The sequence below is a fragment of the uncultured Adlercreutzia sp. genome, from assembly GCF_958431955.1.
Classification (GTDB): Bacteria; Actinomycetota; Coriobacteriia; order Coriobacteriales; family Eggerthellaceae; genus Adlercreutzia.
Window position 1 is genome coordinate 21,258 of record NZ_CAUASN010000025.1, and the last position, 16,046, is coordinate 37,303.

The window sequence follows — 16,046 nt, forward strand, 5'->3', positions numbered from 1 at the left end:
TAATAGGATGCGCCGGCCGCGCAAGCGGGCCGTGAAACGCATCTCAAACACTGCACCACCGCCCGAGGAGGTTCGCCCCTTGAAGAAAGCCCTGCTGCTCATCTTGGGCATCGTGGCCGTCTGCTTTCTCATCGGCAATGCCGATTACCTGGCCACATTCGTCGACACGCTGAAGACGGGGGCGCTTGTGCCCCTCGTGCTCTCCATCGTCCTCATGCTCGCGCGCCATTTCGTGCAGGCCGCCTCCTACGATGCCGCCTTCGACGCCGTGGGGCACGCCACGGGCTTCTGGCATAACGTCATCCTCATCTTCTCGCTCGTGTTCATCAACACGTTCTGCCTGTTCTCGGGAGCCACCGGCGTGGCCTTCATCATCGACGACGCCCATCGCGAGGGGTGCGACGCGGGACAGTCCACCGGCGGGGCCATCCTCTCGCAGATCGGGTACTTCGCCGCCATCTTCGTCATCTCGGCCATCGGGTTTTTCACCATGCTCGTGGCCGGCGAGGTGAACTTCCTGTTCGTTACGGGAGCACTCTGCCTCGCCGTCACCCTGGTGGCGCTTTCCAGCCTGTTCTTCATCGGGCACTTGCGCCCGCGGCTGCTCTACCGCTTCTTCCTGGGCCTCGAGCGCGTGCTGAACCGCATCGCCGGCCTGTTCAAGAAGGGGCTTTCCGCCGGGTGGGGCCGCAAGACGGCGCACTCCTTCGAGAACACGGCGAACATCCTCGCCCGCAACCCCAAGGGCACGCTCATCACCGTGGCCTACGCGTCGCTGTCGGCCATCCTGAACATGGCCACGCTCGTGGCCATCGGCTTCGCCTTCGGCTTCGAGCAGGCGGCGCCGTTGGTGGCGGCCTTCGCGGTGGCGGCCATCTCGGTCATCTTAAGCCCCACGCCCCAGGGCATCGGCGTGGTGGAGGCGGCCATTGCGGCCATCCTCACCGCCTACGGCTGCTCGCTGGCCACGGCCACGGCCATCGCGCTCGTGTACCGCGGCATCATGTTCTGGGTCCCCTTCTGCATCGGGGCGGTGCTGCTCTCCCAGTCGGGCTTCTTCGCCAGCAAGAAGACGGCCACCGAGGAGCAGAAGCACAAGGACATCGGCTGGATCGCCGGCACGCTCGTGGCCATCATCGGGCTGGTGAACATTGGCCTTGCGTTCATTCCCTCGTCGTTTGCGCCCTACACCATGCTCACGTCCTGGATCGACATGTCCACGGTGTTCGTGGGCGGCCCGCTCATCATTGGCTCCATGCTGCTGCTCGTGCTGGCGGTGGGGCTTGTGCTGCGCTTCCGTACCGTGTGGGCCTTCACGGTGTGCCTGCTCGTGCTCATCGCCGGGGCGGAGTTCCTGTTCAAGGGCACTATCCACGTGGGCGTGGCCGGCGTCCTTCTGGCGGTGTGGCTCTTCCTCAAGCGCCCCGCCTTCGACCGTCCCTTCTCGCTCGGGTCGCTCCAGCACTACGTGGACGACGCGCTTGCCCATGCGCGCAAGCGGGTGGACGGCCTTGCGGCCCGCGGCCGGGCCCGGCGCGCGGATGCGGAGGCGGCCTCCGAAGATTTAAGAAGGAAAACAGGTTGGGAACAGCAGGCCCAAGAGGGGCTTAAGCTGAGTAAAACCACCCCCGATGGCGCTATGCTGGTAACCGAGGACGACGGCGCACCCGGCTCGCCCCGCCCGGCGGCTCCCGAGGGCCCCGTGCTGTGCCCGGGGCGTGCCGAGGGACGCGAGGGCTAGGCGCGCGCCGTCCCGCCCCGTCAGAGCCGGATACGCGGAGGTACGCCATGCGCGGGAATTTGCAGAAGATCATGATCGGCATCGTGGTCGTGATCGTGCTTGCGTTCATATTGTTCTCGGGCGATTCGCTCGTGAAGCTGGTGGACACCATCAAGCAGGGCACGCCCGCCTTCATCATCGCGGCCGTGGCTGCCCAGGTGGGCAAGTACCTGGCCCAGGGCCGGGGCTTCCAGGCCTGCTTCAACACCGTGAACGGGCATATCAGCTACGGCACGGGGCTCTCGCTGGTGTTCGGCACCTTCTTCATGAATACCGTGGCGCCCTCCATGAACCTGGCGGGTACCTCGCTCGTCATGGCCACGGCCACGAAGAACGGCATGCAGGCGGGCAAGGGCACCACGGCGGCGCTGCTCATGCAGCTGTCCATCGATACCGGGTTCGTCATCATCATGCTCGTCACCTTCGGTGTGCTGTCGTTCACCGTGGGGCTGCAGCCGGGGTGGCTCGCCGTGGGCGCGGTGGCCATCGCGCTCGTGGGTGGTCTCGTGTTCATGATCACCGTGGGCGGTCTTAAGCCCAATCTGGTGCTGAAGGTGCTGCATCCCTTCGTGAAGCTGGTCGACAAGGTGCTCGCCCATTTCAAGAAGCCGCCGGTGGACGACGCCGTCACGCGCACCATCCACAACTTCTCCGACGCGGTCCACCTCATCACCAAGAACCCGCGAAAGACCGTGCAGTCGTTTCTGTGGACCACGCTGTCGAGCGTCTGCGAGATGAGCTGCTTCGTGCTCGTGGGCTTCGCCTTCGGCGTGCACCACCCAGAAGCGCTGATCTGCGGGTATGTGGTGGCCACGCTGTTTGCTATGATTTCCTTCGTACCCCAGGGCGTGGGCGTGGTGGAGGCGGCCGTGACCGTGGCCTTCGCGCTGTTCGGCGTCGACTCGGCCACGGGCCTTGCCGTGGTCATGGTGTACCGCGGCATCGTGTTCTGGCTGCCGTTCTTGGTGGGCGCCTTCGTCATCCAGCGCATGAAGGCGTTCGTGCCCAGCAAGAAGAAGATCGAGGGCGCCATGGCCCAGGACCTGAATTCGGCGGTCTCCGCCCAGGCGGCGGCTTTGGAAGCGACCCCGGAGGCCTCTGCGGCAGGCGCTGCGGGTGCCGCGACCGCGTCGCGGGAGGCCGAGCCTGCGGCCGCGGCCGGCGCGCCGAAGGAAGCCGCGCGCCCGGCGAAGACGCTCGGCCCGACGAAGTGAGAGGATAGTGCAGATGGAAGAGACCGAACTGACTGGCGAGGCCGCCGAGGTGGCCCGCAAGCGCGAGACCCAGGGGCTGAACCACACCCTCGGCGTGAAGTTCACCAAGATAGAGCCGGGGCTCGCGGAGGCGGTCATGCCCATCACGCCGGCCATCCTGCAGCCCTTCGGCTTCGTGCACGGGGGTGCCACCATCGCGCTTCTGGAGTCGGTAGCCTCGGCCGGCGGCGAGTTCGCCTGCGACCTGGAAACCGAGCAGCCCTTCGGCGTGCACGTGGACATCCGCCACAAGAAGAGCGGGAAGGTCGGCAGCGTGCGTGGGGTGGCTAAGCTCACCGAACGCGTGCCCTCCACCAAGGCCGGCTACAAGCTGCTGTGGGACGTGGCCGCCTACGACGATGCGGGCGACGTGATGAGCGACGGCGTCATCGTGGTGAAGGTGGTGCCGAAGGACTACCTCGCCCAAAAGGAAGCCGAGCGCGGCCGCTAATTTCCCCCTTGCGCGCCGCGGCTTCTGTGGTATCATATCGTTCGCTGTTCGCAAGAAGAGCACTTTCGGGTTGTGGCTCAGTTTGGTAGAGCGCTGCGTTCGGGACGCAGAGGCCGCAGGTTCAAATCCTGTCAACCCGACCATCGCATGCAGGGAGCCGCCTTCGGGCGGCTCTTGTCATATCCGGCCCTTCCATCGCCTCATGCTACAATGCTTCGAAACATCGAGAGGGAGGGTTTCGCCATGCGCGTGCTTGTCGTCAATGCCGGGTCGTCTAGCTTGAAGAGCCAGCTCATCGAGACCGACGGCAAGGTTTCGCTCATGAAGTGCCTGGCCGAGAAGGTGGGTACGCCCGAGGCGTACATGAACGTGTCCTTCGCGCCCGATTTCCGCAAGACCACCTACAACGTGGCGGGCATGACGGTGGAGGAGTGCCTGGCGAAGCTCTTGGAAGTGCTCGTGGACGACCCCGAGAGCCCCATCAGCGGCCTTGAGCAGATCGATGCCATCGGCAACCGCATCGTGGCCGGCGGCGAGTACTTCACCAAGTCGGTGGTCATCGACGAGGCGGCCCGCGAGAAGCTTGCCGTCTGCGAGGAGCTGGCACCCCTGCACAACCCGCCGGCCGACGCCTGCATCGACATGATGCGGCGCCTCATGCCCGACACCCCGCAGGTGGCCGTGTTCGACACTGCCTTCCACGCCACTATGCCGGCGAAGGCCTACATGTACCCATTGCCCATGCGCTACTACGACGAGTACAAGATCCGCCGCTACGGCGCCCACGGCACGAGCCACCGCTACGCGGCCCAGCAGGCGGCGAACTTGCTCGGCCGGCCGCTGCGCGATCTGGGCCTCATCACGTGCCACTTGGGCAACGGCGGCTCCATCACGGCGGTGAACCACGGCAAGTCCATCGACACCTCCATGGGATTCACGCCGCTTGAGGGCCTCATGATGGGCACGCGCTCGGGCAGCATCGACCCGGCCATCGTCACCTATCTCATGCGTCGCGAGCACAAATCCTTCGACGAGATGGACGCCATCCTGAACAAGCAGAGCGGCATTTTGGGCGTCTCCGGCGTGTCGGCCGATATGCGCGACGTGCTGGGCGCGGCCGCCGACGGCAACGAGCTAGCCGAGCTCGCCATCGACATGTACGTGTATCGCATCCAGAAGGCCATCGGCGGCTACTACGCGGCTATGACCCGCACCGACGCCGTGGTCATGACGGCCGGCATCGGCGAGAACTCCGCCGAGCTGCGCGAGCGCATCTTCTCGGGGCTGGCCCACATGGGCATGATCCTCGATCACGAGCGCAACGACGTGACGGGCCAGATCGGCGTGAACCGCATCATCTCCATCGATGACAGCCCCATCAAGATCTGCGTGGTCACCACCGACGAGGAGATGCGCATTGCCCGCGAGACCGACAACCTGGTAAGCCAGCTGGGGTAGGAGTCGGCGTCGGCCGACAGAGCGGAGGCGACGTTCGGCTTGAGGGGGAGCGGGGACCGTCGCGGGGCTTGTCGCGAGGCCTCGGGAGAATTAAACTGGACTGCGGACGACGGCTGTGGCGGGGGCCGTGCGTCTCGCTTCTGAGAGGGAAGTGTGCTCGCTCGATTCGCGCGAGTCGGGCGGCGGCCATACTGCTGAGAAATTCAGTCAGAGGGGGACGCCATGGAGCGCAGAGAATACGTGGAACGTACCGCCGAACGTACGGCGGCGAATTTCGAGGGGTTTCCCGACGAGGCGCCCTCGCCTTTAGCCGAGCAATGGCCCTACCTGCGATTCCTCGGCCTCGGTGCCTGGTGGGCCTGGATCTGGCTGTGCTACTTCTCCACGCGGCTCGTGAGGCTGTTCCCGTCGGATGCCGCGCCGTCGCTGGTACTGCACATGTACCTCATCTCCACCGTCGCCATCGGCGTCACCATGCTCGTGGCCGCCGCGTGCCGCCGCCGGTTCACCGCCCTGGTCGATTCCCCCAAAGCGGTGGTGGCAGCTGGCGTGCTGGCTGCCTGTGCGACGCTGGTCGTGGCCTTCTCGGATTTCCTCGGGGGTGCGCCGGTGTTCTGTGTGGCGGCGGCGGTCACGGGGGCCGGAACCGGAGCGCTCTGCCTGAAGGTGGGGCGCCTCTACGGCACGGTGGGCCTTTCCGACTCGCTGACTGCCGGGGCAGTCTCCCTCGTTTTGGCGGCGCTGCTGTACTTCGTAGGGCTCGGCATTCCCGCGGCATGGGCCGTCTTCTATATCGCTGCTTTGCCTCTCCTGTCGGCGTTGCTGCTGTGCATGCCCTACAGCGACCCCTACGGGCCGGCCGCGGGGCAAAAGGGGGAAGGTAAGCGAAGCGGCGCGGTCGTGGCGCTGTACGGCAAGCTCGTGGCAGCCGGGGCCATTGTGGCGCTCACGGCTGGTGTGGCGCGGGGCATTTCCTCCAGCCTGCAGGGCGGCGAGTTGTACGGCTGGGAGGGCTCGGTCATCGTGGCCATCATCGGGCTCATCGGCGTGGTGCTCGCGTGGCTCGTCAATCGCCTGGCCGCCCGGCGCAAGGGGGCGCGGGTGGCCTATACGGCGCTTATGATCGGCGGCATCGGGCTCATGCTCGCCACCTGCTTCGGCGCCCCCATCTCGCTTCTGAGCATCGGGAAGGAAACGCTGTGGCTCGTCTTCAGCTGTCTCATGGCGTTCATGGCCTTCCGCTTCGGCTTCTCCAGCGTGCGCGCCTTCGCATTGGGGCAGGCCGCCTATTTCCTCATCTCGGCGGCTGGCTGGGCAGTCGGCGCGCTCATCGCGCCTGCCTACGGCGATGCCACTGTGCGCATGGCCGTGGGGGCGGTGATGGCCTTTGCGGTGGTACTCGTGCTCACGCTGCTGTTCACCGAGCGCGACATCAAGGCCATTCTGCTGGCGCCGGTGCCCTCGGTGCGCCCTCTGCTGCGGGCCACGGGGGTGTGCCCGGCGGTGGCCGTGACGAGCGCCGGGCTGGGGGTGCCTGGGGCAGCCGCCGCGCGCCTCGGCGATTCGGCTGCCGCCTCGCCGTCGGCTGGGGGATCCCGCGCAGCGGCCGTCGGTAAGAGGGCCGACGCGGATGCCGGCGATCTTGCCGATGCCGAGGCGCGGGCCCGCGTGGCGCTGCTCGAAAAGCGCTACGGCCTCTCGCTGCGCGAGATAGAGATCATGGACCTGTTCGCCCAGGGCCGCTCGGCCAACTGGATTGCCGACGGTCTCGTCATCTCCAAGAACACGGTCCGCTCCCATTTGCGTTCCATCTACACGAAGCTCGACGTGCATACGCGCCAGGAGCTGCTCGATCGGTTGAATGATCTCATCGAGGAATAATATTCTCAAGTAGAAATAAATTTGGTTTGGGAAAACAAGGCTCGTAGTCCTTTTTATGTGGTTGGTCGCTGCGAGGAATCATTACCGAAACCCTCCTTTTTCGGTCATGCGGGATGCGGCGAAGGCTGCCTAGAATGCACCCCGAGAGAGCGAAAGCCGAATCGAGAGGGGGCATCATGGGAACCGATCTCATCGCCCATAATCCGTTGCTCAAGAAGCCTGTTCTAGAGGTGCTGGCCTTGGCCGACGAGGTCGCCGACCGCACGGCGCTGGAAGCGGCCGCGCGGGAGGGATGGCAGCCGTCGTATCCCCAGTCGCCTGCGGCCGTGATCGATATGCTCGTGCGCGCCGGGGCCCTGGCCGAGCAGTCCTTCGTGAACGGAGAGCCCTACGCCGGCACGCTCGCGGACATGCAGCTGGACGAGTCGGTGCCCGACGATGCCGTTGTCGAGGTGCGCATCGGCGCCACCGAGGCCGGCCGCGCCCTGGCCGCCGCCTACGACCCAGCCCGCACCCTGCGCGAGCTCTTCGCCGACCGTCCCGCTTACGAAAACATCTTCCGCGCCGTTCTCGCTGCGTGCGCGACCGATGCCGGTGCCGACCGCGCGACGGTGGAAGCCGTCATCGAAGCCCAGCCGGCGCCCGCGGCCAAGAAGGTGTATCCCCAGTACTTCATCGACGCTTTGGAGAGCGCCGGCGGCATCGTGTGGAATGGTGCCTGGCGCGTCACCGAGACCGGGCGGGCGCTCATCGCCGCCTAAGTCAACTCCCGAGGCCGCGGGTCTTCGCTCCTCACTCCGCCTGCTGCCTCCGTTCCCTCCTTTCGCCGGGGGAGAGGCCTCCCAACCCGCCTCTCCCCGCACGGCGACCGGGCGCGAATGCGCCTCCCATTCGAAGGCAGCGCCGCCGGTAGAGCTCGCCGGCAGCGTTTCCGATATCAGCACGACCCTACCAATACGTTCCAAGACGAGAAGAAGGGAAGGAATAGTGGCTCAGACGAACATCAGCAGACGCGGTTTCGTGAAACTGGGCGCCTTCGCCACCGCAGCCGCCGCCATGGCCGGTGCTGCAACCTCGAACCTCATCGAGGTGGAGCCGGCTCTGGCCGCCGAGTCGGGCGAGACGCAGAAGATTCGCACCATCTGCCGCGCCTGCCTCAACAACTGCGGCATGATCGCCCATGTGCGCGACGGCCGCGTGGTGAAGCTGGAAGGCGATCCGGGCGATCCCATGAACAAGGGAGCCTCGTGCGCCAAGGGCCTCGCCGGCATCCAGGCGCTCTACAACCCCAACCGCATCAAGTACCCCATGAAGCGCGTCGGCGAGCGCGGGAGCAACCAGTGGGAGCGCATCAGCTGGGAGCAGGCCATCAACGAGATCGCCGACGTGATGTGGGAGTACTACCAGAAGGAAGGCCCCAAGTCGCTCGTGTGCTCCACGGGTGGCGGCGGAAACCCGCAGTTCTTCAGCCCTGCGCGCTTCTTGTCGGTGTGGGGTGGTGGCAACTTCTTCGAGCCGGGTTGCGCCCAGTGCTACCTGCCGCGCAATCACATGGAGTTCTGCCTGAACGGCACCGCCGACACGTCGCTGGCCGACGGTCCGGTGACCGAGGTGTATCTGCCCGACTGCCAGACCAAGTGCTATGTCATGTGGGGCGTGGGCCCTTCTACCCACGGCATCGGCTCCACGGGCCGCGTGGTCACCGAGCTGCGCAGCAACGGCATGAAGACCGTGGTCATCGACCCGCGCCTTACGCCGGATGCGGCCCGCGCCGACGTGTGGCTGCCCATCCGCCCCGGCACCGACGTGGCCCTCATGCTGGCCTGGATGCGCTACATCATCGACAAGGACCTGTGGAACCACGAGTTCGTGACCAAGTGGTCGAACCTGCCGTTCCTCGTGAACGACGAGACGAAGCTGACCTACCGCGCCGACGAGCTGGGGCTGGGCTCCCATGACGAGTACGTGGTGTGGGACAACGCCACCAACTCCGCGAAGGCCATGCCCTACCCCTTCGACGAGACCCTGGACCCGGCCATGTTCGGCGAGTACGAACTGCCCAACGGCGCCAAGGCCAAGACGGCTTTCCAGGTGATGAAGGAGCACGTGGACGAGTGGACGCTCGAGAAGGCCGCCGAGGTGTGCTGGCTCGACGCCGCCGAGATCGAGAAGGCCATCAACATCTACGCCGAGGGTTGCCCGAACGCCGGCATCTCGCTCGGCGTGGCCACCGACCAGGCGCGCAACTCCGCCCAGGCCGCCCAGGGCGATGCCATCCTCGACATCCTCATGGGCTGTATCCGCACCCCCGGCGCCATCGTGCAGGATCGCCCCTGCTACGTTGAGCCCTGCAACTACGTCGTGCAGCCCTTCGGCCTGCACCATCCCGATCACCCGCTGCGCATGCCCGAGGAAGAGGCGAACGCCCGCCTCGGCTACACCGAGCACAAGGGCCTCGGCCACTGGCTCGCCTCGCACATCCCCACGGTGCTCAAGGCCATCGAGACCGGCGAGCCCTACCGCCCGCGCATCTGGATCGAGCGCTCGGGCAATAAGCTGGCCATGATCGGCAACGCGAGCCGCTTCTACGACGCTATGATGACCACCGATCTGAACGTGCATATGTACATGCACTGGACCACGACGAGCGTGTGCTTGGCCGACTACGTGCTGCCCACAGCCGAGTGGCTCGAGACCAACTACGCCCAGGACCGCCTGAACACCTACGCCATCCGCCGCGCCTGCACCCAGCTCTACGAGGCCGTGGACGAGTGCATGCACTGGTCGTGGCTGGCGGCGGCGCTCGCCGAGCGCGGGCACCAGCGCGCCATCGACTCGTTCAACCCCGACATTGCCGGCAAGTTCTACGGCACCTACTGGAAGACTTACGAGGAGTACATGGACTACGTGGGCTACTTCGTGGGCAGCTTCTACTACGGCACCGAGGACTGGGACTGGGCCACCTTCGACGCCCAGGCACCCTCCGAGTACCAGACCATCGAGGAGTACGCGAACAAGTCCTACGACAGCCACCTCGTGCCCGATCCGGACAACAACAACCTGCCCGTGGGCTTCCACACCACGTCCAAGCGCACCGAGCCCTACTTCGACGGCAACATCCTTCTGGGCCTCACCGGCGCCGTGGACGGCACGGGCTCCATGGACCCGGCGACCGACGTGTTCCCCGCGTCCGACAACTACAACCCGCTGCCCTACTACCTGGAGCCCTTCGAGTCCCCGGTGGAGGGGGATCCGGGCTACGACGCGAACTACCCCTACGCGCTCACCCAGGGACGTCTGCCCATCTTCCACCACGGCACCCTGCGCAACACGCCGTGGACCCGCGAGCTGTTCCCGTACCCCGAGACCTGGATCAACCCCGAGACCGCCCGCGAGATCGGCATCGAGGACGGCGACTGGCTGTGGCTGGAATCCAAACGCGGCAAGACCCAGGGCCGTGCCCGCGTGACCAAGTCGGTGGCGCCGAAGGTGATCTACCAGGAGCGCTTCTGGAATCCGGAGCTGCTGGACTCGGACGACCCGAACCGCGCGTGGCAGGTGATGAACATCAACGTGCTCACCCAGAACAACGATGAGTGCCCGTTCAACGACGTGTACGGAACCTACACCCTGCGCGGCATTCAGATCAACGTGACCAAGGCCGACGGCGCGCCCGAGGGCGTGTGGACCGAGCCTGCGGACTTCGCGCCGTGGCTGCCCGAGCCGTCTGAGAACACTGGAGGAGGTAATGCCGTCTATGGCGCGTAACGCAATTGTGGTCAACCTTGACCGCTGCATCGGCTGCTACAGCTGTGAGCTGGCCTGCAAGTTGGAGAACGACATCGCCCTCGGCGAGCGCTGGAACAAGGTGGTGCAGGTGGAGCCCTTCGGAGAGTGGCCCCATGTGTCGACCTATTGGCTGCCCACCATGTGCCAGCAGTGCGAGGAGTCGCCCTGTACCCACGTGTGCCCCACCGGCGCCTCCTACCGCGACGAGGCCACCGGCGTGGTGCTCGTGGACAAGTCGAAGTGCATCGGCTGCAAGTACTGCATGATGGCCTGCCCCTACGGCGTGCGCTCGTGGAACGAGGAGCAGCAGGTCGTGGAGAAGTGCACGCTGTGCAACCACCTGACTGCCGCCGGCGAGAAACCTGCCTGCGTGAAGAACTGCTGCGGCACGGCCCGCTACTACGGCGATCTGGACGACCCGAACTCAGATGCCTCCCAGGCGCTCGCCGCGGCCGATCCGAGTGCCGTCCACCAGTTGCCCGACGTGGGCAACAAGCCGCTGACCTCCTACATCCTCTCGTCGCGCTTCGGCGAGTGGCGCGTGGACGATCTTCAGCAGCAGACGAGCAAGTACGTGACGACCGAGGGGAGTGTGGACTAAATGGAAATCCAGTGGTCCTTGGTGCTGTTCACCGTGGTGAGCGGTGCCGGCGCGTGGCTCTTCGCCGCCTCGATGATCGGGGCCTTGGCGAAGAAGGGCGAGCTGCCCACGAAGGCGGAGTCCATCGTGTCCTTCGTGCTGCTGGCCGTCGGCGGCTGCCTGTCGGTGACGCACTTGAAGCACGTCGATCGCATTCTGGAGGCGCTGAACCACCCGACCTCCGGCATCTTCGTGGAGGCTGCCATGATCGGCGTGACCTGCGTGCTCATCGCCGTGTACTTCGTGCTGCTCGTGCGCGGCTCCTCGAAGGGCGCGCTTATGGGCGTGGGCCTGGCGGCCGCGCTCGTGGGTGCCATCTTCACCTTCGCCTGCGGCGCCTCCTACATGATGGACGCCCGTGCCGTGTGGTGCACGCCGGCGCTGCCTGCGGCCTACGGCTGCACGGCGGCGGCCCTCGGCTGCGCGGTGAACCTGCTCATGAAGGGCGCGGCGAAGGCCGATGAGGGCGCCTGCGCCTTCGCCGGGCTGCTCGCCGTCATCGGCGGTGCTGCCGGCGCGGTGCTCTCGGGCGCGTTCGTGCTCGGGGCTGCCGATGCCGTGAGCGCGCTGGCCATGCCCTGGGCAGTGCTGCTGTTCGTGGGCGCCGTGGCGGCCATCGTCTGCGGTGCCGTGGCGTGGAAGATGCCGAAGAGCGCCGTTGCGACCGGTGTGGTGGGTGCCATCGCCGCCGCCCTGGCCGCTGTGGCCCTGCGCGTGGCCATGTGGCTCGTGGGTACCCCGCTGCTCGACTTCTTCCTCATGCCGCTCGACTAAGCGGCGCGGGAGGAGCGGCCGCCTCCGTGCGGATCGCGGCCGCTCCTCCCTTTTCAGGCGATGGATGGGCTTGCTCCCGTGCCCTCGCGACTGTTGAACTTCGCTGAACCTATTTCGTGAACCAGGAGGTGGGCGCTATGGCCCTCGATCAGGAAATCATCGATTATCTGCGCGAGAGCGCCGAGACCTATCGCTTTCTGTCCCAGATGGTCTTCAAGGAGCTGAACGACGAGGCCATCGAGGCCGTTGCCGCCATCGATTTTCCCACCGATACCGGCAACGAGAGCCTGGATGAGGGCTATCGTCTCATGCGCCGCTACTTCCGCTTCTCGGCTTCCGACCGCCGCACGCAGCTGGCCTGCGAGTACGCCCGTATCTTCCTGGCCGCCGGCGTGTACGTGAAAAGCGACAAGACGGCCATTCCCTACGAATCGGTGTTCACCAGTCCCGAGCGCATCATGATGCAGGAGTCCCGCGACGATGTCGTGCGCTGGTTCGCCCGCGACGGCTTCAAGGTGGACCCCGACCTGCACGAGCCGGAAGACCATCTCGCCTTCGAGTTGGAGTATCTCGCCGTGATGAACGAGCGGGCAGCGGCCTTGGCCGAGGAGGGCGACGCCTCCGAGGTGCGTGCCAACCTCGCGCGCCAGTACTCCTTCATCGAGCGGCATCTGCTGAACTGGCTGCCGGATTTGAGCCGGGCGGTGCGCGAGTTCGCCACGCTCGCCTTCTACCCGGGCATGCTGCTCGTGGCCCAGGGCACTGCCGAGGCCAGCTGTGCGGCCATGGAGGTCATCGTGGCCGAGATCGACGGGGCGCAGGCGGCGTAAGGGGGCTCCTATGCAGAAGAGAGACGAGGGGAAGGCGCCTGGCGCGCCCGCGGCATCAACGGCCGAGGCACCCGCAGCATCGGCAGGCGGCGGTGGGGCTGGCAGCGGGAAAGCGGCAGTTGCGGCCGACGCCTCGCCCGGCTTCTCGCGCCGCACGCTGCTCATCGGCGGCGTGGCGGTGGCGGTCGGCGTGGCGCTCGGGGCGCTCTCGCGCCCGCTCGTGGCCGAGGCCGACGTGCTGCGGCCGCCCGGATCGCTTCCCGAGGGCGACTTCATGGCGCGCTGCATTCGCTGCGAGCGCTGCATTTCCGTGTGCCCCACCGACGTGGTGGCGCCCCTCGCCATCGAGCAGGGGGTGCTGGGCGTGCGCACGCCGTACCTCGCCTTCGCGGGAAACCGCTGCACCTTCTGCGACGAGTGCCGGCAGGTGTGCCCCACCGGCGCCATCGGCTCGGTTGATCCGCTGAATCCGGCGGGCGGCCGCATCGGCGTGGCGGTGGTGGACGCCGAGCGCTGCGTGGCGTTCGACCAGGTGGGCACCTGCGGCATTTGCGTGGACGCCTGCGAGTACGAGGCGCTCTCCTACGACGACGAGCGCCACCCGGTGGTGGACGCCGCCAAGTGCAACGGCTGCGGCGAATGCGAGCATATCTGCCCGGCCAACGTGCTGACCTCGTTCGGGGGCGGCTATCGGCGCGGCATCAACGTGGTAACCGAGAAAGCCTTTGAAGAGGGGAGGGTCTCGTGAGCAAGCAGACGATGGAGGTGCCGGAGGCCGCCCGCGCCATCGACGGACGCGGCGTGCGGCAGGGTCGCGCCATGCGCCGGGCGCGCACGGTCACGCTTCTGGCTGTGTTCGCGGCCGTGTTGGTGTCGCTTGCCTTCGACTCGGGGCTCGGCACACCCTCTTCCTTCGGCATCGGCGAGTTCTTCCTGCTGTGCCCCCTGGGCGGTTTGGAGGCCCTGCTGGCCAGCAGGGCGCTCATTCCCGTGACGCTTATCTCATTGGCGGTAGTGCTCGTGATGGCGCTCTTGCTCGGGCGTTCCTGGTGCGCCTGGGGCTGCCCGGCCCCGGTCATCCGCCGCTTCTTCAAGCGCGAGCCGAAGTTTACGGGCATCGGCTCGGGGGAGGGCCCCAATGCCGCCGAGGCGGGGCGCGCCATCGAGGGCGTCACCCCGACGTGCGGCAGCCGTAGCTGCTCGGACACCGCCACTTCCGCTGCGACCGATGCGCCGAAGGCCGAAGGAGGCTGCGCCGCCAAGGCCGCCGTGCAGGGGCTCTGGCGCGCTCGCGTCTCCCATGTGGGGCGCGACCCGCGCACCTGGACGCTCGCGGCGGTGCTCGTGGCGGCGCTCATCGCGGGCTTCCCCCTGTTCTGCCTCGTGTGCCCCATCGGACTCACCTTCGGTACCGTAGGGTCGCTGTGGCACCTCATCGTAGACAAGCAGGTAACGATGTCGGTCGTGGTGTTTCCCGCCGCGCTCATCGTGGAGCTCGTGCTGTACCGCAAGTGGTGCATGAACCTGTGCCCCATTGCCGGTCTTCTGAACATCGCCGGTCAGTTCGGGCCGCTGTTCCGTCCGCGCATCAACGAGGGCACGTGCCTGCGCGCCGATGGCGCGGCCTGCACGGTATGCACGGCGGTATGCTCCGAGCGCATCGACATGCACGATGCCGACGGCGCCGTGCAGCTCGGCGACTGCACCCGCTGCGGCGAGTGCGCCCGCGCCTGCCCCACCGCCTCCATCACCTTCGACGCGCTGCCCGCCCGCATTCCGAAGCCGCGCGTGTCGAAACACGCCGACGAGGCGCCATCTCCGGAGATCCGCTACTCGTAGCCCATGGCGGCAAGCTGGTCCTCGTTGAGGCCGAAGTAGTGTCCCAGCTCGTGGACGATGGTCTTGCCGATCTCCTCCACGATCTCCTCGCGGCTTTCGAAGCAGCGCTCATGGGGCCCCTTGAACACCGTGATCACGTCGGGGATATCGTCGTCGTAGCCGTTTGCGCGCTCCACAATGGACAGCCCGTCGAACAGCCCCAGCAAATCATTGGGCAGCTCGTCGCCTTCCGAGCCGTCAGCTGCGTCCTCGGGGTCGCCCCATGCGTCGTCGTAGCCCAGGTGGTAGGCGCTCGGCTCGTCCTCCCACACGACGGCTACGTTCTCGAGCGCATCGAGGAACTGCGCGGGCATGGCGTCGAGCGCCTCGGCTATGGCGGCCTCGAATTCCTCGTCGGTCATGCGGTGCATACCTTTTCCTCCTTGAAATGGCTTAGAATCGACGGTTTTGTTACCGAAAGCGGCGAAACTGAGGGCGCTGACGGCTTATGTGGCTGCATTTTCCCAGGTCGCGATTCTCGCGGCCAGGGGAGAGCAGCCGAATCGGTAACAAAACCGTATTTTTCAAGCCATTTCGCGCGAAATTTTGTCACACGGGCTCGCATGCCCGGAGGACCCGGCATTGCAATCTTGCCATGCGGGCTCGCGCGCCGGGACTCGCCGGCATCGTGGTTTGGTTACACAGCCTCGCGCGCCCGGAGGACCCGGCATTGCAATCTTGCCATGCGAGCTCGCGCGCCAGGGCTCGCCGGCGTCGCAATTTCGCCACGAGGGCCGGCGCACTCGGACTTGCCGGCATCGTTGAAGTATTTGTGCGAGTTCGGCCGCGGCCTCGGCGTTTGTGCTACCATTGCCCGCGCACAAAGGAGCGCTTCACGGGGGACGGCTACGGGGCTTGTTCGTCGCGTCGCGCCTGAGACAAGCAGCGGCACGGCTCAGCCGGCCCGACTCAACGGAGGAATGCATGAAGATTTTGGGCATGGGAGTTCCCGAGCTCCTCATTATCCTGGTCGTTATCCTGCTCATCTTCGGCCCGAAGAACCTGCCCAAACTCGGCAGCGCCCTCGGCAAGACGGTGAAGAACCTGCGCGACGGCATGGGTGCCGGCGAGAAGGAAGTCGAGGAGGCCGCCGATGACGACGAGGTCGTCGAGGTGGTGGAGGAGGTCGTCGAGGAACCGACCCCGGCCCCGAAGAAGACCGTCAAGAAGGTCGTGAAGAAGAAGGCCGAGTAGCACAACCGCCCTTCGCATACCAAGGTATATCGTGGTGGGGGCCCCCGCGCGGGGGGGGGCGCCCCCCCCCGATGGATATATAAAACACACACCAAAAAGAACAAACAAAAAAACAAAA

14 protein-coding genes and 1 tRNA gene are annotated in these 16,046 nt (G+C 66.3%); 14 read left to right on the plus strand and 1 reads right to left on the minus strand.

Features of this window, described 5'->3' with window-relative positions; all coding sequences use genetic code 11:
* Positions 1–79: 79 nt before the first annotated feature.
* The 13 genes from Q5064_RS08185 (at position 80) to Q5064_RS08245 (ending at position 14,695) form a co-directional block, all read left to right on the plus strand.
* Positions 80–1,741 carry a lysylphosphatidylglycerol synthase transmembrane domain-containing protein gene (locus Q5064_RS08185; RefSeq protein WP_302963752.1) on the plus strand — a complete coding sequence of 554 codons (1,662 nt, stop codon included), beginning with the start codon at positions 80–82 and terminating at the stop codon, positions 1,739–1,741.
* A gap of 47 nt (positions 1,742–1,788) precedes the next feature.
* Positions 1,789–2,994: a lysylphosphatidylglycerol synthase transmembrane domain-containing protein gene (locus Q5064_RS08190; RefSeq protein ID WP_302963753.1), complete on the plus strand. Its 1,206-nt coding sequence runs from the start codon at positions 1,789–1,791 to the stop codon at positions 2,992–2,994.
* Between the two features lie 13 nt (positions 2,995–3,007).
* On the plus strand, positions 3,008–3,484 hold the full coding sequence (locus Q5064_RS08195) for a PaaI family thioesterase (RefSeq protein WP_302963755.1): 477 nt from the start codon (positions 3,008–3,010) through the stop codon (positions 3,482–3,484).
* 66 nt (positions 3,485–3,550) lie between these two features.
* Positions 3,551–3,627 (plus strand) — tRNA-Pro (locus Q5064_RS08200).
* 100 nt (positions 3,628–3,727) lie between these two features.
* Positions 3,728–4,942 carry an acetate/propionate family kinase gene (locus tag Q5064_RS08205; RefSeq protein WP_302963757.1) on the plus strand — a complete coding sequence of 405 codons (1,215 nt, stop codon included), beginning with the start codon at positions 3,728–3,730 and terminating at the stop codon, positions 4,940–4,942.
* Positions 4,943–5,164: 222 nt separating this feature from the next.
* Positions 5,165–6,823 (plus strand): helix-turn-helix transcriptional regulator, encoded by a 1,659-nt coding sequence (locus tag Q5064_RS08210; RefSeq protein ID WP_302963759.1) that lies wholly within the window; start codon positions 5,165–5,167, stop codon positions 6,821–6,823.
* Between the two features lie 176 nt (positions 6,824–6,999).
* The gene (locus Q5064_RS08215; RefSeq protein WP_302963761.1) at positions 7,000–7,584 is read left to right on the plus strand and encodes a hypothetical protein; all 585 of its coding nucleotides are present in this window, start codon (positions 7,000–7,002) and stop codon (positions 7,582–7,584) included.
* Positions 7,585–7,810: 226 nt separating this feature from the next.
* Positions 7,811–10,591, plus strand: a complete 2,781-nt coding sequence (locus Q5064_RS08220; RefSeq protein ID WP_302963762.1) for a molybdopterin-dependent oxidoreductase — start codon at positions 7,811–7,813, stop codon at positions 10,589–10,591.
* Positions 10,581–11,213 carry a 4Fe-4S dicluster domain-containing protein gene (locus tag Q5064_RS08225; protein ID WP_302963763.1) on the plus strand — a complete coding sequence of 211 codons (633 nt, stop codon included), beginning with the start codon at positions 10,581–10,583 and terminating at the stop codon, positions 11,211–11,213. Before Q5064_RS08220 ends, Q5064_RS08225 begins: the two co-directional genes overlap by 11 nt.
* Positions 11,214–12,026 (plus strand): DmsC/YnfH family molybdoenzyme membrane anchor subunit, encoded by an 813-nt coding sequence (locus tag Q5064_RS08230; protein ID WP_302963766.1) that lies wholly within the window; start codon positions 11,214–11,216, stop codon positions 12,024–12,026.
* 137 nt (positions 12,027–12,163) lie between these two features.
* Complete coding sequence (locus Q5064_RS08235; RefSeq protein ID WP_302963768.1) at positions 12,164–12,856, plus strand: molecular chaperone; 693 nt, start codon at positions 12,164–12,166, stop codon at positions 12,854–12,856.
* Positions 12,857–12,866: 10 nt separating this feature from the next.
* On the plus strand, positions 12,867–13,604 hold the full coding sequence (locus Q5064_RS08240; protein WP_302963769.1) for a 4Fe-4S dicluster domain-containing protein: 738 nt from the start codon (positions 12,867–12,869) through the stop codon (positions 13,602–13,604).
* A complete protein-coding gene (locus Q5064_RS08245; protein WP_302963771.1) occupies positions 13,601–14,695 on the plus strand; it encodes a 4Fe-4S binding protein in 1,095 nt (364 codons plus the stop codon). Before Q5064_RS08240 ends, Q5064_RS08245 begins: the two co-directional genes overlap by 4 nt.
* Here the strand turns inward: Q5064_RS08245 and Q5064_RS08250 are convergent.
* Positions 14,686–15,105: a metallopeptidase family protein gene (locus tag Q5064_RS08250; protein ID WP_302963772.1), complete on the minus strand. Its 420-nt coding sequence runs from the start codon at positions 15,103–15,105 to the stop codon at positions 14,686–14,688. The genes Q5064_RS08245 and Q5064_RS08250 overlap by 10 nt on opposite strands.
* A gap of 553 nt (positions 15,106–15,658) precedes the next feature.
* On the opposite strand from Q5064_RS08250, the gene tatA reads away from it, so the two are divergent.
* The gene (tatA, locus tag Q5064_RS08255) at positions 15,659–15,928 is read left to right on the plus strand and encodes a twin-arginine translocase TatA/TatE family subunit (protein ID WP_302963773.1); all 270 of its coding nucleotides are present in this window, start codon (positions 15,659–15,661) and stop codon (positions 15,926–15,928) included.
* Positions 15,929–16,046: the final 118 nt, after the last annotated feature.